At 53.1% G+C, this 22,612-nt stretch carries 16 protein-coding genes, 1 tRNA gene and 3 rRNA genes; 7 read left to right on the top strand and 13 right to left on the bottom strand.

All coding sequences use genetic code 11. The annotated features are described in order from the left end of the window. Positions 1 to 16 precede the first annotated feature (16 nt). Positions 17 to 292: a YihD family protein gene (locus QNH99_RS00495; protein WP_063877749.1), complete on the bottom strand. Its 276-nt coding sequence runs from the start codon at positions 290 to 292 to the stop codon at positions 17 to 19. 54 nt (positions 293 to 346) lie between these two features. Here QNH99_RS00495 and mobA point away from each other — a divergent pair, with 54 nt between their 5' ends. Together mobA and mobB are read left to right on the top strand one after the other, a co-directional pair. Continuing rightward, complete coding sequence (gene mobA / locus QNH99_RS00490; protein ID WP_109718222.1) at positions 347 to 919, top strand: molybdenum cofactor guanylyltransferase MobA; 573 nt, start codon at positions 347 to 349, stop codon at positions 917 to 919. Beyond that, positions 919 to 1,431: a molybdopterin-guanine dinucleotide biosynthesis protein MobB gene (mobB, locus tag QNH99_RS00485; RefSeq protein WP_109718223.1), complete on the top strand. Its 513-nt coding sequence runs from the start codon at positions 919 to 921 to the stop codon at positions 1,429 to 1,431. The genes mobA and mobB overlap by 1 nt, the downstream gene beginning before the upstream one ends. A gap of 275 nt (positions 1,432 to 1,706) precedes the next feature. Here the strand turns inward: mobB and rrf are convergent. The 4 genes from rrf to QNH99_RS00465 all read right to left on the bottom strand — a co-directional run bounded on the left by rrf (position 1,707) and on the right by QNH99_RS00465 (position 7,013). Next, a 5S ribosomal RNA gene (rrf, locus tag QNH99_RS00480) occupies positions 1,707 to 1,822 on the bottom strand. 226 nt (positions 1,823 to 2,048) lie between these two features. Further along, positions 2,049 to 4,954 (bottom strand): 23S ribosomal RNA (locus QNH99_RS00475). A 352-nt stretch (positions 4,955 to 5,306) separates the two neighbouring features. Continuing rightward, positions 5,307 to 5,381, bottom strand: a tRNA-Glu gene (locus tag QNH99_RS00470). A gap of 90 nt (positions 5,382 to 5,471) precedes the next feature. Continuing rightward, positions 5,472 to 7,013 (bottom strand): 16S ribosomal RNA (locus QNH99_RS00465). The 16S, 23S and 5S rRNA genes sit together here with 1 tRNA gene alongside, the layout of an rRNA operon. A 534-nt stretch (positions 7,014 to 7,547) precedes the next feature. Here QNH99_RS00465 and mdtD point away from each other — a divergent pair. Then, entirely contained in the window at positions 7,548 to 8,948 is a 1,401-nt protein-coding gene (mdtD, locus tag QNH99_RS00460) for a multidrug transporter subunit MdtD (protein ID WP_096012541.1), read from the top strand. Here the strand turns inward: mdtD and rbsR are convergent. The 7 genes from rbsR to QNH99_RS00425 all read right to left on the bottom strand — a co-directional run bounded on the left by rbsR (position 8,945) and on the right by QNH99_RS00425 (position 15,322). Then, on the bottom strand, positions 8,945 to 9,928 hold the full coding sequence (rbsR, locus tag QNH99_RS00455; protein WP_172897257.1) for a ribose operon transcriptional repressor RbsR: 984 nt from the start codon (positions 9,926 to 9,928) through the stop codon (positions 8,945 to 8,947). The genes mdtD and rbsR overlap by 4 nt on opposite strands. Positions 9,929 to 9,941: 13 nt before the next feature. After that, entirely contained in the window at positions 9,942 to 10,871 is a 930-nt protein-coding gene (rbsK, locus tag QNH99_RS00450) for a ribokinase (protein ID WP_063877754.1), read from the bottom strand. Between the two features lie 61 nt (positions 10,872 to 10,932). Continuing rightward, the gene (gene rbsB, locus QNH99_RS00445; protein ID WP_410517699.1) at positions 10,933 to 11,808 is read right to left on the bottom strand and encodes a ribose ABC transporter substrate-binding protein RbsB; all 876 of its coding nucleotides are present in this window, start codon (positions 11,806 to 11,808) and stop codon (positions 10,933 to 10,935) included. A 26-nt stretch (positions 11,809 to 11,834) separates the two neighbouring features. Continuing rightward, positions 11,835 to 12,806 carry a ribose ABC transporter permease gene (gene rbsC, locus QNH99_RS00440; RefSeq protein ID WP_063877756.1) on the bottom strand — a complete coding sequence of 324 codons (972 nt, stop codon included), beginning with the start codon at positions 12,804 to 12,806 and terminating at the stop codon, positions 11,835 to 11,837. Next, positions 12,803 to 14,311, bottom strand: coding sequence for a ribose ABC transporter ATP-binding protein RbsA (rbsA, locus tag QNH99_RS00435; protein WP_410517190.1), 1,509 nt, complete (start codon positions 14,309 to 14,311; stop codon positions 12,803 to 12,805). The genes rbsC and rbsA overlap by 4 nt, the downstream gene beginning before the upstream one ends. Positions 14,312 to 14,318: 7 nt before the next feature. Beyond that, positions 14,319 to 14,738, bottom strand: a complete 420-nt coding sequence (rbsD, locus tag QNH99_RS00430) for a D-ribose pyranase (RefSeq protein ID WP_109717959.1) — start codon at positions 14,736 to 14,738, stop codon at positions 14,319 to 14,321. Between the two features lie 182 nt (positions 14,739 to 14,920). Beyond that, on the bottom strand, positions 14,921 to 15,322 hold the full coding sequence (locus QNH99_RS00425; protein WP_109717958.1) for a YgiW/YdeI family stress tolerance OB fold protein: 402 nt from the start codon (positions 15,320 to 15,322) through the stop codon (positions 14,921 to 14,923). Positions 15,323 to 15,482: 160 nt separating this feature from the next. Between QNH99_RS00425 and qseB the strand changes: the two genes are divergently transcribed. Together qseB and qseC are read left to right on the top strand one after the other, a co-directional pair. Then, positions 15,483 to 16,154 (top strand): quorum sensing response regulator transcription factor QseB, encoded by a 672-nt coding sequence (gene qseB, locus QNH99_RS00420; RefSeq protein ID WP_410517189.1) that lies wholly within the window; start codon positions 15,483 to 15,485, stop codon positions 16,152 to 16,154. Then, positions 16,142 to 17,482, top strand: a complete 1,341-nt coding sequence (qseC, locus tag QNH99_RS00415) for a quorum sensing histidine kinase QseC (RefSeq protein WP_410517188.1) — start codon at positions 16,142 to 16,144, stop codon at positions 17,480 to 17,482. Before qseB ends, qseC begins: the two co-directional genes overlap by 13 nt. A 34-nt stretch (positions 17,483 to 17,516) precedes the next feature. On the opposite strand, the gene kup is transcribed toward qseC, so the two are convergent. Next, complete coding sequence (gene kup, locus QNH99_RS00410) at positions 17,517 to 19,385, bottom strand: low affinity potassium transporter Kup (protein ID WP_241568099.1); 1,869 nt, start codon at positions 19,383 to 19,385, stop codon at positions 17,517 to 17,519. 268 nt (positions 19,386 to 19,653) lie between these two features. Here kup and ravA point away from each other — a divergent pair, with 268 nt between their 5' ends. Both ravA and viaA read left to right on the top strand, forming a co-directional pair. Further along, positions 19,654 to 21,150, top strand: a complete 1,497-nt coding sequence (ravA, locus tag QNH99_RS00405) for an ATPase RavA (RefSeq protein ID WP_410517698.1) — start codon at positions 19,654 to 19,656, stop codon at positions 21,148 to 21,150. After that, the gene (gene viaA / locus QNH99_RS00400) at positions 21,147 to 22,607 is read left to right on the top strand and encodes an ATPase RavA stimulator ViaA (RefSeq protein ID WP_410517187.1); all 1,461 of its coding nucleotides are present in this window, start codon (positions 21,147 to 21,149) and stop codon (positions 22,605 to 22,607) included. The genes ravA and viaA overlap by 4 nt, the downstream gene beginning before the upstream one ends. Positions 22,608 to 22,612: the final 5 nt, after the last annotated feature.

The raw sequence follows: 22,612 nt of genomic DNA, 5'->3' as shown, positions 1-22,612 counted from the left end.
ATCGCCAAGGATAACACTACTCGTCATTTTTGATGACACCGCGTGCTCGTAGCAGGGCTGTTTTAAAATCAACTTCATAATCTTTTTTCAGGCCTGGAATCTGATCGTCGCTGGCTGAATCACGCATTTTTAGATGATAAATCAATACGTCATCGCTTAATTCACTTAATGGGCCAATGAAACCGGACTCTTGTGCCAGTTTTTGTAAAAATGCCAACAGGTTAAGATCGGGTTCTTTTTCCCACGCCGGTAGCAGGAGTTCAAGCAATTCAGTCAGCCGATGCGTTTTCATGACGATTCCTTAATGCAGGGTGCGTTATATCCAGAATGAAGCAAGGAGACAAAAATGACAGCATTCACCGGTGTAATCCTTGCTGGCGGACAAGGTAGCCGTATGGGTGGGCAGGATAAAGGGTTACTCATCATGCGAGGTGAACCACTTTATCAGCACGTTTTGCAGCGGTTGAGGCCACAGGTAGACATTGTGTTAATAAGTGCTAACCGCAACATTGATCATTATCAGCTAAGTGGTTGTCAGGTCGTAACAGATTCGATTAAAGACTACCCTGGACCGCTGGCAGGTATGCTGAGTGGTTTGCGGAACAGTCCCACAGAGTGGGTGGTATTTTGTGCCTGTGATACACCCAATATCCCTGGCGATCTTGTCGCACGTCTATGGCAGCAGCGTAACAACGCTCTTGTCGTGTGGGTCAAATCGTCACAGCGAGATCATCCCACCCTCGCGTTAATGAATAAGGCGATCGCCGACGATCTTGAAGCCTGGTTGATGCGCGGTGAGCGCCGACTGATGCAATTTATGCGTGAGCATGGTGGGCATTCGGTGTCGTTTAGCGACCCGGAGTCGGCTTTTAGCAACATCAATACGCCTGACGACCTTGTGGAGCAGGAGAAATCATAATGTGTGTTCCGTTGTTGGCCATTGTCGCCTGGAGTGGGACCGGTAAAACCACACTTCTTGAGCAGGTTATACCCTTGTTAAGGGCGCAGGAGATACGTGCAGGATTGATTAAGCATACCCACCATGACATGGACGTAGATACGCCAGGCAAAGACAGTTATCGACTGCGCCAGGCCGGAGCCGATCAGGTTATTGTCGCCAGCGACCGTCGTTGGGCGCTGATGTGTGAAACGCCTGAGCAGCCTGTGAGTTTAATGGCGTTAGCACGGCAAATGGACAGCAGACAACTGGATGTGGTGTTGGTAGAAGGATTTAAAGGTGAACCAATACCAAAGATTGTGCTTTGGCGATCGGGCGTGAAAGGTGAGCTTGCAGCACTACTGGATGAGAACGTCGTGGCTGTCGCCACTGACGACATGAGACTAAAGCTGGACGTGCCTGCCATGAATATCAACCAGCCAGAAGCAGTGGCCGCGTTTATCATGACATGGCTGGGTAAAAAGAAGCATTAAGGGCAGAGAGGTAGGGAGTGAGAGCGTCTGTAAGCAAGTTTTACCCAGATCAGCGGCGTTCTCTGCAGGGTTTTTTCATCTTCGGACGGAGAAAGTGACGTAAATACCGTTATGGCGGACATGCCATCCGGCTTTCTCACGCGCCGTTTTATCCCGGCCCGGCGGTTTGAATGACGCAGGCCGCGCAGGACAGCCGGCCTGACGCCCCGCTTTTCACCGGTTACGGACGTAAAAAAGCCCTGAACTTTCGTTCAGGGCTTCTTCACTTGTTTGATGCCTGGCAGTTCCCTACTCTCGCATGGGGAGACCCCACACTACCATCGGCGCTACGGCGTTTCACTTCTGAGTTCGGCATGGGGTCAGGTGGGACCACCGCGCTACAGCCGCCAGGCAAATTCTTTGTGCTCTGTCCTGTGTCTTTTACGCTGCTGCTGCGTTGGCTGTGCGCGCGCTGCTCAGTCACATACTTCAGTATGCTCCTTCACATCGTCTTACACGCCGCCTTGCTTCAGCGCAAAATCCTTCGGACTCTCGTCCGCAGAACAGAACTAAATGCTTTTCCGGTAAACAATGCTGAAAATTCAATCGTCTCTCAACCAAAACGCCTCTGGCGTTGTAAGGTTAAGCCTCACGGGTCATTAGTACCGGTAAGCTCAACGCATCGCTGCGCTTACACACCCGGCCTATCAACGTCGTCGTCTTCAACGTCCCTTCAGGACCCTTAAAGGGTCAGGGAGAACTCATCTCGGGGCAAGTTTCGTGCTTAGATGCTTTCAGCACTTATCTTTTCCGCACTTAGCTACCGGGCAGTGCCACTGGCGTGACAACCCGGACACCAGCGGTGCGTTCACTCCGGTCCTCTCGTACTAGGAGCAACCCCCCTCAATTCTCCAGCGCCCACGGCAGATAGGGACCGAACTGTCTCACGACGTTCTAAACCCAGCTCGCGTACCACTTTAAACGGCGAACAGCCGTACCCTTGGGACCTACTTCAGCCCCAGGATGTGATGAGCCGACATCGAGGTGCCAAACACCGCCGTCGATATGAACTCTTGGGCGGTATCAGCCTGTTATCCCCGGAGTACCTTTTATCCGTTGAGCGATGGCCCTTCCATTCAGAACCACCGGATCACTATGACCTGCTTTCGCACCTGCTCGAGCCGTCACTCTCGCAGTCAAGCTGGCTTATGCCATTGCACTAACCTCCTGATGTCCGACCAGGATTAGCCAACCTTCGTGCTCCTCCGTTACTCTTTAGGAGGAGACCGCCCCAGTCAAACTACCCACCAGACACTGTCCGCAGCCCGGATTACGGGCCTACGTTAGAACACCAAACATTAAAGGGTGGTATTTCAAGGTCGGCTCCACGCAGACTGGCGTCCACGCTTCAAAGCCTCCCACCTATCCTACACATCAAGGCTCAGTGTTCAGTGTCAAGCTGTAGTAAAGGTTCACGGGGTCTTTCCGTCTTGCCGCGGGTACACTGCATCTTCACAGCGATTTCAATTTCACTGAGTCTCGGGTGGAGACAGCCTGGCCATCATTACGCCATTCGTGCAGGTCGGAACTTACCCGACAAGGAATTTCGCTACCTTAGGACCGTTATAGTTACGGCCGCCGTTTACCGGGGCTTCGATCAAGAGCTTCAGCTTGCGCTTAACCCCATCAATTAACCTTCCGGCACCGGGCAGGCGTCACACCGTATACGTCCACTTTCGTGTTTGCACAGTGCTGTGTTTTTAATAAACAGTTGCAGCCAGCTGGTATCTTCGACTGCCTTCGGCTCCGTCAGCAAGTGACTTCACCTGGTGGCAGCGTGCCTTCTCCCGAAGTTACGGCACCATTTTGCCTAGTTCCTTCACCCGAGTTCTCTCAAGCGCCTTGGTATTCTCTACCTGACCACCTGTGTCGGTTTGGGGTACGATTTTGTGTTACCTGATGCTTAGAGGCTTTTCCTGGAAGCAGGGCATTTATCACTTCAGCACCGTAGTGCCTCGTCGTCACGCCTCAGTGTAAAGTGAACCGGATTTGCCTGGAACACACACCTACACGCTTAAACCGGGACAACCGTCGCCCGGCTGATATAGCCTTCTCCGTCCCCCCTTCGCAGTAACACCAAGTACAGGAATATTAACCTGTTTCCCATCGACTACGCCTTTCGGCCTCGCCTTAGGGGTCGACTCACCCTGCTCCGATTAACGTTGAACAGGAACCCTTGGTCTTCCGGCGACAAGGTTTTTCACCTTGTTTATCGTTACTTATGTCAGCATTCGCACTTCTGATACCTCCAGCATGCCTCACAGCACACCTTCAACGGCTTACAGAACGCTCCCCTACCCAACAACACATAGTGTCGCTGCCGCAGCTTCGGTGCATGGTTTAGCCCCGTTACATCTTCCGCGCAGGCCGACTCGACCAGTGAGCTATTACGCTTTCTTTAAATGATGGCTGCTTCTAAGCCAACATCCTGGCTGTCTGTGCCTTCCCACATCGTTTCCCACTTAACCATGACTTTGGGACCTTAGCTGGCGGTCTGGGTTGTTTCCCTCTTCACGACGGACGTTAGCACCCGCCGTGTGTCTCCCGTGATAACATTCTCCGGTATTCGCAGTTTGCATCGGGTTGGTAAGCCGGGATGGCCCCCTAGCCGAAACAGTGCTCTACCCCCGGAGATGAGTTCACGAGGCGCTACCTAAATAGCTTTCGGGGAGAACCAGCTATCTCCCGGTTTGATTGGCCTTTCACCCCCAGCCACAGGTCATCCGCTAATTTTTCAACATTAGTCGGTTCGGTCCTCCAGTTAGTGTTACCCAACCTTCAACCTGCCCATGGCTAGATCACCGGGTTTCGGGTCTATACCCTGCAACTTAACGCCCAGTTAAGACTCGGTTTCCCTGCGGCTCCCCTATACGGTTAACCTTGCTACAGAATATAAGTCGCTGACCCATTATACAAAAGGTACGCAGTCACCCCCATAAAGAAGGCTCCCACTGCTTGTACGTACACGGTTTCAGGTTCTGTTTCACTCCCCTCGCCGGGGTTCTTTTCGCCTTTCCCTCACGGTACTGGTTCACTATCGGTCAGTCAGGAGTATTTAGCCTTGGAGGATGGTCCCCCCATATTCAGACAGGATACCACGTGTCCCGCCTTACTCATCGAACTCACAACCTGTGCACCTTTGTGTACGGGAGTATCACCCTGTACCCTGCGACTTTCCAGACGCTTCCACTGATGCACAAGCTGATGATGGTTCTGGGCTCCTCCCCGTTCGCTCGCCGCTACTGGGGGAATCTCGGTTGATTTCTTTTCCTCGGGGTACTTAGATGTTTCAGTTCCCCCGGTTCGCCTCATGCAGCTATGTATTCACTGCATGATAGTGTGACGAGTCACACTGGGTTTCCCCATTCGGGTATCGCCGGTTATTGCGGTTCATATCACCTTACCGGCGCTTATCGCAGATTAGCACGCCCTTCATCGCCTCTGACTGCCAGGGCATCCACCGTGTACGCTTAGTCGCTTAACCTCACAACCCACAGGCGTTTTATCTGTAATACCGTAACGGCTGCGCGTAAAGAATGCGTCGTTGCGCGGTGCTCGCCATGCTCACGTACTTCAGTACGCTCCGCTGGCTGTGCGCCGACGCGCCTTGCTTTCTTCACTGCCCGCGCGCTACTGCATAACAGTTAGCTTGTAAGCTGTAAGCTTTTGAGAGACCCGAACGCGTTGTGCTGTGTTCCTTATTACGGAGGAACACGACAATGCGTCGTTTCAAATTTTCAGCTTGTTCCGGATTGTTAAAGAGCAATATCTTAAACACGACTCGTAAGTCATCTTTAAGATATGTGGGCAACACCTTTCACCTGTCACCAAGCAAGTGGCGTCCCCTAGGGGATTCGAACCCCTGTTGCCGCCGTGAAAGGGCGGAGTCCTAACCGCTAGACGAAGGGGACACAGACGTGTCTCGACTTCGCAGCCGTCTTGCTTCTTTATCTTTCTATCAGACAATCTGTGTGAGCACTTCGCGGGAAGGTATCTTCAGGTAAGGAGGTGATCCAACCGCAGGTTCCCCTACGGTTACCTTGTTACGACTTCACCCCAGTCATGAATCACAAAGTGGTAAGCGCCCTCCCGGAGGTTAAGCTACCTACTTCTTTTGCAACCCACTCCCATGGTGTGACGGGCGGTGTGTACAAGGCCCGGGAACGTATTCACCGTGGCATTCTGATCCACGATTACTAGCGATTCCGACTTCACGGAGTCGAGTTGCAGACTCCGATCCGGACTACGACGCACTTTATGAGGTCCGCTTGCTCTCGCGAGGTCGCTTCTCTTTGTATGCGCCATTGTAGCACGTGTGTAGCCCTACTCGTAAGGGCCATGATGACTTGACGTCATCCCCACCTTCCTCCGGTTTATCACCGGCAGTCTCCTTTGAGTTCCCGACCGAATCGCTGGCAACAAAGGATAAGGGTTGCGCTCGTTGCGGGACTTAACCCAACATTTCACAACACGAGCTGACGACAGCCATGCAGCACCTGTCTCAGAGTTCCCGAAGGCACCAAAGCATCTCTGCTAAGTTCTCTGGATGTCAAGAGTAGGTAAGGTTCTTCGCGTTGCATCGAATTAAACCACATGCTCCACCGCTTGTGCGGGCCCCCGTCAATTCATTTGAGTTTTAACCTTGCGGCCGTACTCCCCAGGCGGTCGACTTAACGCGTTAGCTCCGGAAGCCACTCCTCAAGGGAACAACCTCCAAGTCGACATCGTTTACGGCGTGGACTACCAGGGTATCTAATCCTGTTTGCTCCCCACGCTTTCGCACCTGAGCGTCAGTCTTCGTCCAGGGGGCCGCCTTCGCCACCGGTATTCCTCCAGATCTCTACGCATTTCACCGCTACACCTGGAATTCTACCCCCCTCTACGAGACTCAAGCCTGCCAGTTTCAAATGCAGTTCCCAGGTTAAGCCCGGGGATTTCACATCTGACTTAACAGACCGCCTGCGTGCGCTTTACGCCCAGTAATTCCGATTAACGCTTGCACCCTCCGTATTACCGCGGCTGCTGGCACGGAGTTAGCCGGTGCTTCTTCTGCGGGTAACGTCAATCACTGCGGTTATTAACCACAATGCCTTCCTCCCCGCTGAAAGTACTTTACAACCCGAAGGCCTTCTTCATACACGCGGCATGGCTGCATCAGGCTTGCGCCCATTGTGCAATATTCCCCACTGCTGCCTCCCGTAGGAGTCTGGACCGTGTCTCAGTTCCAGTGTGGCTGGTCATCCTCTCAGACCAGCTAGGGATCGTCGCCTAGGTGGGCCGTTACCCCGCCTACTAGCTAATCCCATCTGGGTTCATCCGATAGTGAGAGGCCCGAAGGTCCCCCTCTTTGGTCTTGCGACGTTATGCGGTATTAGCCACCGTTTCCAGTGGTTATCCCCCTCTATCGGGCAGATCCCCAGACATTACTCACCCGTCCGCCACTCGTCACCCGAGGAGCAAGCTCCTCTGTGCTACCGTCCGACTTGCATGTGTTAGGCCTGCCGCCAGCGTTCAATCTGAGCCATGATCAAACTCTTCAATTTAAGTTTGATTTGCTGAAACCAGTTCAGCGGTGCTCATCTGTAAAACGTCATAATGAATTTCATTATGTGTTCACTCGTGAGACTTGATATTTTTTACGTCCGGAGACGCTGATATCAATCCTGCGAGTGCCCACACAGATTGTCTGATAAATTGTTAAAGAGCAGTGCGAACAGCGGGTTAACCGTCTGTCGCGAGGTGGCGTATATTACGCTTTCCTCCTTCAGAGTCAACCTCTTTTTCAGAAATTTTTCTCCGGCGGCTCAGTTTCCTGAACCTCTCAACACCGCATTCCGTAAGCCGTTGTGCCGTGTCAGTGGAGGCGCATTATAGGGCGTTCTCTCTGAGTGACAAGCATTAATTACAAAAAAATGACTGAGCGGTTTATTTTTAAACGAACGCGATAAAAACCAACACTTCCTGCCTAAAGAACGCACGGAAATCACCACACAGTCATGAAAAGAGGCGTATTGTGCATTTCTGCCAATGCTATTCTTCTTCATTATCTTTGCTGAAAACATTACGAAGGACGCTCAATGATCACATCCGCGCGCAGTATGGCCGGTCTGCCATGGATTGCCGCTATGGCATTCTTTATGCAATCACTGGATGCCACCATATTGAATACCGCTCTGCCCGCGATCGCCACCAGCCTTGAGCGTTCCCCCCTTGCCATGCAGTCCGCCGTGATCAGCTATACCTTAACTGTTGCCATGCTCATCCCGGTTAGCGGTTGGCTTGCAGATCGTTACGGTACACGCAAAATCTTCATGATTGCCGTCTCTCTCTTTACGCTGGGGTCGTTAGCCTGCGCCTTATCGCCCTCTTTATCGGTTCTGGTCACTTCACGCATCATTCAGGGTGTCGGTGGCGCAATGATGATGCCGGTGGCCCGCCTGGCACTCCTGCGTGCTTATCCGCGCAGTGAACTCCTGCCCATCCTTAACTTTGTGACGATGCCAGGTTTAGTGGGGCCAATCCTTGGGCCTCTGCTGGGCGGTGTTATGGTGACGTATGCCACCTGGCACTGGATATTCCTGATTAACATCCCTATTGGCATACTTGGCATATTCTATGCGCGAAAATATATGCCTGACTTCACCACGCCAAAACGCCGCTTCGACTTTCTGGGCTTTCTACTGTTCGGAATTGGATTGGTGATGCTCTCTACAGGTATCGAGCTATTTGGTGAGCGCATTGTCTCGCCCTGGATTGCGGCAGCGGTACTGTGCGGCGGTATTGTGTTATTGCTTCTCTATATAGCACATGCCCGGCGCCATCCTTCTCCCCTGATCAATCTGCCCATGTTTAAGACCCGCACCTTCTCGGTAGGTATCATTGGCAATATCGCTTCACGACTGGGTACAGGCTGTGTTCCATTTTTAATGCCGCTGATGCTTCAGGTGGGATTCGGTTATTCAGCGATTCTGGCAGGATGCATGATGGCACCAACGGCCGTTGGCTCTATTCTCGCGAAACAGAGCGTGACGCAGCTGCTGCGCTGGTTTGGTTATCGCCGCTTGCTGGTGAGCATTACGGTAATCATCGGGTTTATGATCGCCAGCTTCTCCCTGCAGTCGCCTTCTGAAAGCATCGCGTTATTGTTGATACCGCTCTTTCTGCTGGGCATGGCGATGTCCACCCAGTTTACAGCGATGAACACGATTACTCTGGCCGATTTAGATGACGACAACGCCAGCGGTGGAAATAGCGTCTTAGCCGTAACGCAACAACTGGCTATCAGTTTTGGCGTCGCAGTCAGTGCTGCCGTACTGCGTTTTTATCAGGAATTTGATGGCACGACGGTAGAACAGTTCCATTCTACCTTCCTGACGATGGGCATCGTGACCGTGCTGTCGGCGCTGACATTTATGATGCTGCGCAACGGTGACGGACGTAACCTGATTAGCAATCGGGACAAAAAGAAGAAAGCTTAGACCGAGCCTCGCGGAACTAACTCCGGCGTCAGCACCAGCGTTTGCTGACTGACGTCGGGATTGCTCAGACGATGAATCAGCGTATCTATCGCCAGTTCACCCAGTTCGTCTTTGGGTTGATGGATGGTACTGAGCGGGGGTGACATATAGCGCGCCAGTTCAATGTCGTCATATCCCATCACCGCCATATCTCGTGGAATCTGCAATCCGGCCTGATGCAACGCGTGATAAACCCCGACCGCCATCGCGTCATTGCTGGTAAAAACGGCATGCGGGGGCCTGTCCAGCGCCAGCAATTCAAACATTGCGTTGTAGCCGCCTGAAAACTCAAAGTCGCCACTCACAACATACTCGGGCAGGACATCCAGACCGTTTTTCTGCATCGCCTGGTAATACCCTTCCAGTCGCATACGCGCCGGTGTTTTATCAAGCGGCCCTGAAATACAGGCGATACGTGAATAGCCACTATCAATAAGATGCTGTGTTGCCAGTTCACCGCCCAGAAGCGCATTGTCCTGAATAATATCGCCCCGGCCTTCAAAAGGTGCCCAGTCCATCATCACCATTGGGATAGAAGGATAACGATTAAGGATTTCAGCCGAGGGTAGATGGCTTTCAGTGCACATGATAAGTAAACCATCCACGCGTTTTTGCAGCAGCGTTTCCAGACTGCGGTTCATGCGCGCTTCATCGCCAGCGGTATTACACAGAATCAGGCTGTATCCACGCTCATAGCAACTGTCTTCTACGCCGCGCACGACTTCAGCATAAAAAGGGTTACTACTGGCGGTCAGTAACATACCAATGGTATTGGTTTGGTTAAGCTTAAGGCTACGTGCTAATGCCGACGGCGCATAATTAAGATCGCGGATCGCCTGTTCGATTTTTTCACGCACGCCATCACTGACAAAACGGTTCTTATTGATAACGTGTGAAACCGTTGAAGTTGACACTCCCGCCAGTCTGGCAACATCTTTCATCGTAGCCAAGCGCTTAACCCTGCTGCTGTAAAAAGTCGTCGATCTCCGCACGCCAGGGTACAGAAGGCTGGGCGCCAGAACGGGTTACCGCAATTGCCGCTGCGGCGTGGGCAAAGCGAACGGCATCATGCATGGCCTTACCTTCAAGACGAGCTGTGATAAATGCCCCGTTAAACGTATCGCCAGCCGCAATGGTGTCGACCGCGTTAACGTCAAAACCCGCAATGCGCTGTCCTTTACCATTTTCACTCAACCAGACGCCGCGACGGCCAAGGGTGATCAAGACGGTCGCAATACCTTTGTCATGCAATGCGGCGGCGGCACGTGCGGCATCGTCATCATTATTAACCGCGATGCCGGTGAGAATTTCTGCTTCAGTTTCATTCGGCGTAATGATGTCGATAAGCGCTAACAAACTATCGGACAGTTTTGTCGCCGGGGCGGGATTTAAAATTACGCGGGTCTGATGCTGTCTGGCTAAGGTCGCCGCAGCTAAAACACTGTCCAGTGGCGACTCAAGCTGCATCAGCAAGGCATCGGCCTGCGCAATCACCTGCTGGTGACGTTCGACATACTGCGGCGTTAACGCCGCGTTAGCACCGGAATAGATGCCAATATTATTCTCACCTTCGCCGTTGACGAAAATCATCGCGACACCGGTAGATTCACCTTCGACCGCTTCTACTGGATGGGTATCAATATTGTCCTGCGCTAACTGCTGGCAGATGCGTTCACCAATGTCATCGGCACCGACACAGGCTATAAAGGCAATATCGGCACCCGCACGGCCCGCGGCGACAGCCTGATTTGCGCCTTTACCGCCAAACGCAATCTGATATTTCTGCCCGATCACCGTTTCGCCGGGGCGGGGAAAGTGAGCCAGATTAAGGATATGGTCAGCATTGATGCTACCGAGAACGGCCAGTTTTGCGTTTTTGCTCATTGGGAGAGTCCGAAATAAGTGCGCCACCGACGGGTGACGCAGTGCCCTGCTTTTCTTCGATTTATTTGGTAACCAGTTTCAGGTCGACCGGATTGATCGCCTGCACTTTTTCACCTTTCAGCACTTTATCAGCAGTCTGAACGCCGATCATGCCAATTTTCTCTGGCATCTGAGCCACGGTCGCGGCCAGTTTTCCGCCTTCAACCGCTTTCACACCATCTGGCGTGCCATCAAAACCCACAACCATTACATCGGTTTTGCCCGCCGTTTGCAGCGCACGCAGTGCACCCAGCGCCATTTCATCGTTCTGAGCAAACACAGCCTGCACATCCGGATGCGCCTGCAGCAGGTTCTGCATAACGTTCAAACCTTTAGTACGATCAAAGTCAGCCGGCTGGCTGGCCAGAATCTGGAATTTATGTGCATCAGCGGCCTGTTTAAAACCTTCGCCACGTTCACGTGCAGCCGAGGTACCCGCGATGCCTTCTAATTCGATAATTTTCGCGTTATCACCCAGTTTACGTGCGATGTAGTCACCCGCCATTTTACCGCCAAAACGGTTATCAGATGCCACGTGACTGACCACAGTGCCCTGTGCAGCGACACGGTCCAGGGTGATCACCGGGATCTTCGCCTGGTTAGCCATTTTGATTGCGTTGCCGACAGCATCAGAATCGGTAGGGTTCATCAGCAGCACTTTCGTCCCGCGCACGGTTAAGTCCTGAACGTTAGCCAGTTCTTTTGCCGGGTTGTTCTGTGAATCCAGCACGACCAGGTTGTAGCCCAGTTTATCGGCTTCTTTCTGTGCACCCTCTTTCAGTGAAACGAAAAACGGGTTGTTCAGCGTAGAGATAACTAAGGCAATGGTATCTTTAGCCATTGCGCTGGCGCTGAGCGTTGCACCAAGGATCACAGCTAATGCAGTTAACTTTTTCATCATTTTATCCTGTATAAAGGTCTGAGTTATTTGCTGCTTTTATTGTCCACCAGCACCGCCAGCAGAATGACTACCGCTTTTACGATCATCTGGTAGTACGAAGATACACCCATCAGATTTAAACCATTGTTCAAAAAGCCGAGGATTAATGCGCCAATTAAGGTGCCAACAATCCGGCCCTTTCCGCCCGCCAGGCTGGTACCACCCAGAACAACGGCGGCAATGGCATCCAGTTCATAACCTGTTCCGGCCGTCGGCTGGGCGGAAGAAAGACGGGCGACTTCGATAGAACCCGCCAGCGCCGCCAGCATGCCGGACAGTGAGTAAACAATCACTTTTACCCGGTTAACATTAATGCCGGAAAGACGTGTTGCGGCTTCATTACCACCCAGCGCATAGATATAGCGGCCCAACCGCGTGTGGTGCAGCATGTACCAGGCTGCCACGAACACCACCGCCATCAGCCATACCGGTGTAGGAATGCCCAACGGACGACCGATACCAAACCAGCCAAACAGGTCGGCATTGTCATTAAAGCCGGTATTCACAGGGCTGCCGTTGGTGTACACCATGGTGACACCGCGCAGTAACAACATCATCACCAGCGTGGCAATAAAAGCCTGCACCTTACCGCGCGCCACAATGGTGCCGGTGACCGCACCAATAGCGGCCCCCAACGCCAGCGAAGCCGCTACGGCAACAAAGGCATTTACCTCCATCCCCACCAGCGATGCCGCCACCGCGCCCGTAAGCGCCAGCAGCGATCCCACAGACAGATCGATACCGGATGTCAGAATAACCAGCGTCATGCCCACCGCCATGATGGCGTTGACCGATGTCTGCTGCAGGATGTTGAACAGGTTTGCCACCGTAAAGAAATTTGGGCTCTGGCTCGCGACCACGGCAATCAACACAATTAACGCAATCAGCGACTTTTGCTCAAGCAACCAGGCTTTGCTGAACCAGCGACGGTTAGACGGAACGGTTTGGGTGGTCATACAACTAAATCCTCACTGTGTTGCTTACCGACGGCTGCCGCCATCAGGCTTTCCTGAGTAGCGTCTTCACGGGTAAATTCGCCGCTTAAACGGCCTTCATGCATCACGACAATGCGATCACTCATGCCCAGAACTTCTGGCATTTCTGACGACACTAAAATAATGCTCAGCCCTTCGGCCTTGAACTGGTTAATAAGCTGATAAATCTCTTTCTTTGCTCCCACGTCGACACCGCGCGTCGGTTCATCAAGAATCAACACGTTAGGGCGCGTCATGAGCCCGCGGGCAATCGCGACTTTTTGCTGATTACCGCCTGACAGCAGGCCAATCGGCTGCTCCATTGACGGCGTTTTAACGTTAAATAAGCGGATAAAGTCGCTGACGGCGAGTTGTTCTTCAGCGTGCCTGAGTCTGCCGCCCATGTGGCTGAAGTAGCGCAGTGCGGTCAGAGACATGTTCTCTTTTACTGACATGCCCAGCACCAGGCCATCGCGCTTACGGTCTTCCGAGATATACACGATGCCATTGGCAAGGCCATCCTGTGGTGAGCGAGTCACCACTTCACGTCCACTCAGCCAGATCTGCCCGGCGCTGCGGGGCGCAGCACCGTAAAGAATTTTCATCAGTTCGGTACGTCCGGCGCCCATCAGTCCAGACACGCCCAGAATTTCACCTTTACGCAGGGTAAACGAGACGTTATCGACGCCAGGCCCGCTAAGGTTTTCCACTTTAAGACGCACTTCGCCCGGAGCATCGTCAACATGGGGATACTGATCTTCCAGTTTACGGCCCACCATCATCTCAATGAGGCTATCTTCACTCAGATCGCTGACGGCACGTTCAGCAATAAACTGGCCATCACGAAACACCGTGACGTCATCGCAAATCTCGAAAATCTCTTTCATGCGATGGGAGATATAAACGATACCGCAGCCTTGCGCTTTCAGCTCATTGATGACCCGGAACAACGACAGGGTTTCGGTATCCGTGAGCGCGTCAGTCGGCTCATCCATAATGATGACTTTCGACTCAAAACTCAGGACCTTGGCAATCTCAACCATTTGTTGATCGCCGATGGATAAATCGCCCACCAGCTTATGGCTGTTAAAACGCAGATTCAGACGTTTCAGCAGCGCGTCGGCCTCGGCATACATCCGCTTCCAGTTAATACAGCCAAAACCATTGACGAATTCACGCCCCAGGAAAATGTTTTCCGCGACGGTTAACTGAGGGATCAGGTTAAGTTCCTGATGGATAATACCAATGCCCGCTTCCTGCGATGCTTTGGGTCCGCTAAACGTGGTTTCTTCACCAAGCCATAACAGCGAACCGGCGTCACGGCTGTAAATACCGGTGAGCACCTTCATCATGGTGGATTTGCCGGCGCCGTTTTCACCTACCAACGCCATTACGCGTCCCGGCCAGACTGACAATGACGCACCATTCAGCGCTTTAACGCCGGGAAATGATTTTTCGATGCCTTTAAGCTGCAGTAAGGGTTGCATAATGGCCTCAGAAGGTCACACCTGCGCTCAGGATGACATTCGCAAACGGAGAACACTCTCCGCTGCGAATGACCGCCTGGCTACGTTGTGTTTGTTGTTTGAACTGTTCATGACTGATGTAGCGGGTAGTGATGGTGTTTCCCTGGTGCTGTTGCAATGCGTCGAGCACGGCGATCAGTTCGCTGTGGAGCTGCGGATTGTGCTGCTTAATCTCTTCCGCAATAAAGGCGCTTTCCACCTGCATCTCAAGCGTAACGGCTTCTACCACCTGCATAAATCCCGGCGTACCCGGCGTCAGCGCCAGATCGATACGTTGTGGTCCTGCCGGAATCGGCAAGCCCGCATCGGCGATCGTTAACGTGTCCGTGTGGCCCAGGCGGGCGATAACGTGAGAGAGTTCAGCGTTTAACAAGCGACCTTTTTTCATTTTTACACTCCATAGCGAAACGTTTCGCTTTCTGGAGTGTATAAAAAACAGGTTACAATTCAACCACAGGATCAAAAATTTGTGATCGCTATCGAAACGTTTCGCTGTTGCAGAAAAGAATTTGAGTTAGGCGCATGGCCAAAGCGGAAAATGGACCGCCGGGGCGGTCCATTTGGGGGGCGTTATGGCAGCTTCTTGACCTGTTTAACGTCCAGCTCAATGCTGTTGAAATCTTTATCCAGTTCACCCGTCAGTTCGACGCGATCTTTTGGCGAAACGGTCAGGCCGTTCCAGCGCTTGTGGTCAATTTCTACCTTCATCGTGCCGGTCTCGTCACGGAACAGGTAATCTTCGTCGCCAACCTGCTTTTCAAGCTGGCCACGAACGGTAATCCAGCTGTCATCTTTCATTTCTTCAGCCTGTTTCACCGTCACAACGCTGCTTTGACCGGCTTTAAAACCGCCTTGCTGATGATGTGCTGCCGGTGCTGACGCATTCGGGTCAACGAATCCGCCCTGTTGAGCGGCAAATACCGGCGCAGAAGCCAGCATAGTCACGGCTAATAGTGCAGCATACTTTTTCATTTTGTCACCTCTTGTCCATGAAGCTGTTATGTCAGTGGCTGTAGTAAAACATAGAGTTCTTAACAGGATCTTAAGGCGAAAATAACCTCAGTTTTTAGCCAAACTCGCTGTACAACGGTCACCCAGCTTCGTATAAATCGCTTATTAAAAGGGAGAGAGAATGCGAATTTTACTCATTGAAGACGATCGCCTGATTGGAGATGGCATCAAAGCAGGGCTCAGTAAGCTGGGGTTCAGCGTCGACTGGTTTGTCTCTGGTGAGGCGGGTTTTCAGGCATTAACGGCGGCACCGTGGGATGCGGTCGTACTTGATTTGTCCCTGCCGGAGCGTGACGGGCTGGACATATTGCGCCAGTGGCGTCAGCAGGGGCACGATGTGCCGGTCCTTATCCTCACTGCCCGCGATGCCCTGGATCAACGCGTTGAAGGATTACAGATGGGGGCTGACGATTATCTGTGCAAACCCTTTGCCCTTACAGAAGTTGCCGCACGGTTACAGGCATTGATTCGCCGCCGCCACGGGCAACTTCAGCCCGAACTGCGCCACGGGGATGTGGTATTGGTTCCCGGCAATCTCAGCGTAGAAAGAAACGGCGAAAACATTGCGTTAAAAAGCCGTGAGCTGGCGCTGCTTGAGCTGTTTATGCGTAACCCGGGTCGGGTACTGACGCGTAGCCAGCTTGAAGAAAAGTTGTATACCTGGGATACCGAAGTGTCGAGTAACGCGGTGGAAGTGCATATTCATCATCTGCGTAAGAAGCTCGGCAATCGCTTTATCCGCACTATCCACGGCGTGGGTTATACGCTGGGAGAAAGCGAATGCGATCGATGAGTTTGTTCCTGCGTCTTGGCATTGGCCTGGTGCTGATCCTGGGCATTTGCTGGGGAACAGCGACGCTCAGCGCCTGGTATAAAACGCGTGACACCATTAATGAGCTGTTTGATACGCAACAAATGTTGCTCGCTAAACGCCTGCTGACGCTGGACTTTACCTCGCTCAACGGCACGTCGCTGCCAAAAACGAAAACGCTGTTACACCATAACCGTGGTGAACAGGACGATGACGCGCTGGCCTTCGCGGTATTCGACCGCGCGGGGAAACAGATCCTCAACGATGGCGATAATGGCAAAGATCTGCCCTTTAATGCGGATCATCAAGGTTTCCAGAATGGCCAGCTTAACGGGGATGACGATCTCTGGCGTTTTGTCTGGCTGACCACGCCCGATCAACGTTACCGTGTCGTCGTCGGCCAGGAGTGGGAATACCGTGACGATATGGCAAAAGATCTGGTCAATGCCGGCATGGTGCCCTGGCTGATTTCCTTGCCTTTTATGCTGCTGATGTTGACGGGCCTGGTCTGGTACGAACTTCGTCCACTAAAAAAACTGAGCCAGCAGCTTGCCGCGCGCGCGCCTGATGATGACGCGTCCTTGCAGGCCCAGCGCGTTCCTAAAGAAGTCCGCCCGTTGATTGATGCACTTAACGGCCTGTTCAGCCGCATTCATACCATGATGCAGCGGGAACGCCGCTTCACATCCGATGCGGCTCACGAATTACGCAGCCCGCTGGCCGCGCTGCAGGTGCAAAGCGAAGTCATTCAGTTGGCCGCCGATGACGAGGCGATGCGCACCCACGCGCTGCAGCAGTTGGATGCCGGTATCGTCCGGGCCACCCGCCTGGTTGATCAGTTGCTTACGCTGTCGCGCATTGAAGCCGATGATGTCCGCAAGGCGTTCCAGCCCGTTATGCTGAAAAAGGTGGCACAGGACACGCTGGCTTCACAGTTATCGCTGGCAGATAAGGCTGACATTAAGTTATGCCTTAACGCTACCGCCGATCCGGTTATTTCGGGACATGCGCTGCTGCTGTCTCTGCTGATCAGAAATCTGCTGGATAATGCTATCCGCTATACACCATCAGGCAGCCGCGTTGACCTTACCCTTAGCCAGAATACGTTAAAGGTGGAAGATAACGGCAACGGTTTATCTGCAGATGAACTGCAACGCCTGGGGGAACGTTTCTGGCGTCCGCCGGGGCAGGAAAAAAGCGGCAGTGGGCTGGGTTTATCGATAGTGCGCAATATTGCACAGCTGCATGGCATGACACTGCTCTTTGCTCCGCATCCCGGCGGCGGATTATGCGTCACGCTACGTTGGTAACATACTGCGCCTGACCGGCAGGCGCAGTCGTCGTCTAAATCTCGACCTGCGTACCCAGTTCTATTACCCGGTTTGGCGGGATCTCAAACTGATCGGGCGCACGCAGCGCATTGCGTTGTAGCGTCATAAACAACTTGCCGCGCAGACGCAAATACCAGGGCCGTTTACCGATAATCAGCGATTCATGGGACATAAAGAAAGACGTCTCCATCATCCGGCAGTTAAGTCCTTCCAGACCGCAACGGTGGAAAATCTCTTCCACGTTCGGTGTTTCGCGCCAGCCGTAACTAGCCACCACGCGCCAGAAGGTGGGCGACAGCTGTTCGATGGTGACGCGCCGAACGTTATGCACGTAAGGAGCCTCTTCAGTACGCAGGGTTAACAGCACGACGCGTTCATGCAGCACCTTGTTGTGCTTCAGGTTGTGCAGCATGGCAAAAGGAATAACGTTCAGTGCACGCGACATGTAAACCGCGGTGCCCGGCACGCGCACAGGCGGCGATTTTTCCAGAGACGCAATCATCGCCTCCAGGGAGTTACCGTGTTCATGCATGCGGCGCAGCAAACGAAAACGTTCGCTCTTCCACGTGGTCATCACGATAAACATCATCAGCGCCAGCGTCAGCGGCAGCCAGCCACCAGAGAAAATCTTGATCAGGTTGGCCGAGAACAGCGACACATCAATACACAGCATGGCAATTAAAATCAGCCCCACCAGATACCGATTCCAGTGCCAGTTCAGTATCGCGACGGTCGCGCAAAGAATAGAGGTCAGTACCATTGTCCCCGTCACCGCAATACCGTAAGCCGCGGCCAGGTTACTGGAGTGCTCAAAGCCGATGATGACAATCACAACAGAGAAATAAAGCAGCCAGTTAATTACCGGAATATAGATCTGCCCAGACTCATTTTCTGATGTATGAACGATGCGCATAGGGGGTAAATAGCCCAGGCGCACGGCCTGGCGGGTTAACGAGAAAACCCCGGAAATCACCGCCTGTGAGGCGATGACGGTGGCTAACGTCGCCAGAATTAACATGGGAATCAGCGCCCAGTCGGGTGCCAGCAGGAAAAACGGGTTTTTGATCGCTTCAGGATGCTTCAGTAACAACGCGCCCTGACCGAAGTAGTTGAGCACCAGCGAAGGCAGCACCACCACAAACCATGCCAGCCGGATAGGGAATTTACCAAAATGCCCCATATCCGCATACAGTGCTTCGACGCCCGTAATCGCCAGTACCACCGCGCCGAGCGCAAAAAAGGAAACTGTCTTATATTCCACAAAGAAGTGCAGCGCCCAGTAGGGGTTTAACGCCTGTAATACCTCAGGGTTATTAAGAATGCTGCGCGCACCCAGTACGGCCAGGACGATAAACCACAGCAGCATGACGGGCGCGAACAGTTTACCCACGATACCGGTGCCATGTTTTTGAATGACAAACAGCAGGGTCAGCACGGCAATGGCCATCGGCACAATATAGCTGTCGAGGCTTGGCGCAGCGATTTCCAGACCTTCAATCGCCGACAATACGGATACGGCAGGGGTGATCACCACCTCACCATAGAAAAAACTGCCGCCAATGAGCCCCATAATCACCAGGATCGCAGTGGCACGTCCGCCCGTATTTCGCCCCGCCAGCGACATCAGCGTCAGAATACCGCCTTCTCCGGCATTGTCGGCACGCATCACGTAGCTGATATATTTCAGCGACACCACCAGCACCAGCAGCCAGAAAATCAGCGAAAGAAAGCCAAAGACCGCATCCCGTTCCACGCCAAAGCCAAACTGCCCCGAAAGACATTCGCGTAAGGTGTAAAGCGGGCTGGTGCCGATATCTCCGTAGACGACACCAATGGCAGCCAGCGTTAATCCGCCTAGTGAGTGCTTATTATCCGAGCTCATAAAATTATCTTTTGTTGGAGTCTGAGAGGCGCACAAGCCATCAAAAAGCGCACAGTATGCACGTATTCACAAAAATTCCTACCTCCGTCGTGGTAACAGACGGCCATCCCCTGTTTTTTCTGTTGCCTGCAATCTTTAAAGCCGTGTTGTCGAACCTTCTGAAACAAAAAAGCTGACATCGATTAACGCTTTCGCGCATCATACCCTATAGAGTATTGCGTTCGCTAAAACGCGGCGGCTCGACGATTGTAAGGACATTGATGTGATTATGGCTCAACCCCATCTTTTGGCAGAAAGAATTTCTCGTCTCAGCAATGCGTTAGAAAAAGGTTTGTATGAGCGTCATCATGCCATTCGCCTTTGCCTTCTCGCCGCCCTCAGCGGCGAAAGCGTGTTTCTGCTGGGGCCGCCGGGCATAGCAAAAAGCCTGATTGCCCGCCGCCTGAAGTGCGCCTTCCAGCATGCCCGCGCCTTTGAGTATCTGATGACCCGCTTTTCCACGCCGGAGGAAGTGTTTGGTCCACTGTCGATTCAGGCGTTAAAAGATGAAGGCCGCTACCAACGGCTGACCAAGGGCTATCTACCGGATGCAGAAATCGTATTTCTGGATGAGATCTGGAAAGCAGGCCCGGCAATCCTCAACACGCTGCTCACCGCCATCAACGAACGCCGTTTCCGCAACGGTGATAGCGAAGAAAAAATCCCCATGCGCTTGCTGGTCACGGCCTCGAATGAGCTACCGGAAGCCGACAGCGGGCTCGAAGCCCTCTATGACCGTATGTTAATTCGTCTGTGGCTGGATAACGTGCATGAAAAGCAGAACTTCCGCAGCATGCTGACTCATCATCAGGATGAAAATGACAATCCGGTCGCCGAATCGCTGCGCATCAGTGACGAAGAGTATGTGCAATGGCAACAAGGTATCAGTCAGGTCACGCTGCCCGATAACGTGTTCGAACTGATCTATCAGCTACGTCAGCAGTTGGAAAAGCTGCCAGATGCGCCTTACATCTCCGATCGTCGCTGGAAAAAAGCCATACATCTGCTGCAGGCCAGCGCCTTTTACAGCGGGCGAAACACCATTGCTCCGCTGGATCTGATCTTGTTGAAAGACTGTTTGTGGCACGACGTCACTTCGATGCAACTTCTGGATCGCGAAATCGATCAGTTGATGACGCAACATGCCTGGCAACAGCAGGCCATGCTACTCAGGCTTCAGCAACTCAAGGCGCGACGTCTGGCACTGCAACAGCAGCAAAGCGTGGCCGTCGCCATTACGCTTGAGAAACACAGCGGCATGTTCAGCCGTAAACCGCATTACGATATGCCCGAAAGCTTTACCGATGCGCAGTTAACCCTGATGCTGCAAAAGCCGCTTACACTGCATGATATGCAGGTCACGCATCTGGTTATTGAGCGTGAAGCGCTGAATCACTGGCTACAGAAAGGTGGTGACGTTCGCGGCAAATTAAACGGCATTGGCTTTGCACAAACACTGGATATGCTGGTGGATGCTCAACATTGTCTGGCCGTGCGTGATGTCAGTCTGCAAACGTCCAGGCTGACTCTGCCTGGCGCAGGCAGCAGTGATGCGCTGCCTGAGGAAATCCGCGAAGCGCTGGATGAACTCGACAGCCAGCTACGTCAGCAGCGCCATCAGTTCAGCCAGCAACAACGTTGCCTGTTTATCAGTGATGACTGGCTGGCTCGCGTCGAAACCAGCCTGCAGGACGTGGCGGAACAACTTAAACAGGCGCGTAAATGATCTCTCTGGAGACGCTGAGTACCCTGCTGTCAATCGGTGAAACCGAACTGATTGAAGAGTTAATTCTGGCACTCCTCGCGTCCCCACAGCTGGCCCTGTTCTTTGAAAAATTCCCCGGCATGAAAAAGGCGCTGTTACGCGACGTTCCTCGCTGGAAGGCGGAGATTGATGCCGAACTCAAAGCTACGCCCGTACCGGAAGCGCTGGCGGAAGAGTTTCAGTTATTCCAGCGTATTCAGTTACTCAGCGATCGTGAATTCAGCCAGCAGCTTGATGAAACCCTTTATCACCTTGAACGTCTGACGTCCCCTTTTCTGGAAGAGGCACAACGCCTGCTGCTTCATAACGATCCCGGCAATCTTAGCAGCGCCCAGCATACGCTGTTCCTGCAACGCTGGCGGCTCAGCCTTACGCTGCAAACGCTCACGCTTAATGAGCAGCTTCTTGAGCAGCAGCGCGAACGTCTGATGGCCGAGTTACAGCAACGTATGGCATTGAGCGGTCAACTGGCGCCGGTTCTGGCAGACGATGACGAAGCCGCAGCCGGACGCTTATGGGATATGGGCAAAGCCCCGCTTCAGCACGGCGACTACCAGCTGATGCTGCAGTACGGTGAGTTTCTGGCGCAGCAGCCTGAATTAATGAAGCTGGCCCAGCAGTTAGGCCGCAGCCGTGAAGCAAAATCGGTTCCCTCGCAGGACGCACCGATGGAGGCCTTTCATCACCTGGTGCGCGAACCTGATGCCGTACCGGAAGAAGTCAGCGGCATTCATCAGAGTGATGATGTGCTGCGTTTGCTGCCGCCCGAGCTGGCGGCGTTAAGCGTCAGCGAGCTTGAACTTGAGTTCTACCGCAGGCTGGTAGAGAAGCGACTGCTTACTTACAAACTTCAGGGTGATGCCTGGCATGAAAAAATCACCCAACGTCCCGTCAGCCACCAGCAGCACGAAGAACAGCCACGAGGTCCGTTTATCGTGTGTGTTGACACCTCCGGTTCGATGGGCGGTTTTAATGAACGCTGCGCAAAAGCCTTTTGCCTGGCACTTCTCAAGGTCGCACTGGCCGATCGCCGCCGCTGTTACATCATGTTATTCGCCCATGACGTAATTGGTTACGAATTAACAGGTGATGACGGACTAGAGCAGGCCATCCGTTTTCTCAGCCAACGTTTTCGTGGCGGAACCGACCTTGCGGCCTGTCTTTCAGCCGTGGTCAAGCGGATGGAAGGCACGTTATGGCACGATGCCGATGCCGTGATAGTGTCGGATTTTATTGCGCAGCGCCTGCCAGAAGAGGTGGTACGCAGCGTTAAACACCGTCAGCAGCAACAGCAGCAGCGCTTCCATGCCGTCGCCATGTCTACGCATGGAAAACCCGGCATTATGCGCATCTTCGATCACATCTGGCGTTTCGATACCGGCTTAAAGAGCCGCCTGTTACGTCACTGGCGCCGTTAAGCGAG

This window comes from Pantoea allii (assembly GCF_046529425.1).
Classification (GTDB): Bacteria; Pseudomonadota; Gammaproteobacteria; order Enterobacterales; family Enterobacteriaceae; genus Pantoea; species Pantoea allii.
Note: the sequence above shows the minus strand (reverse complement) of the source record. Positions and strands in the feature narration are given on the sequence as shown.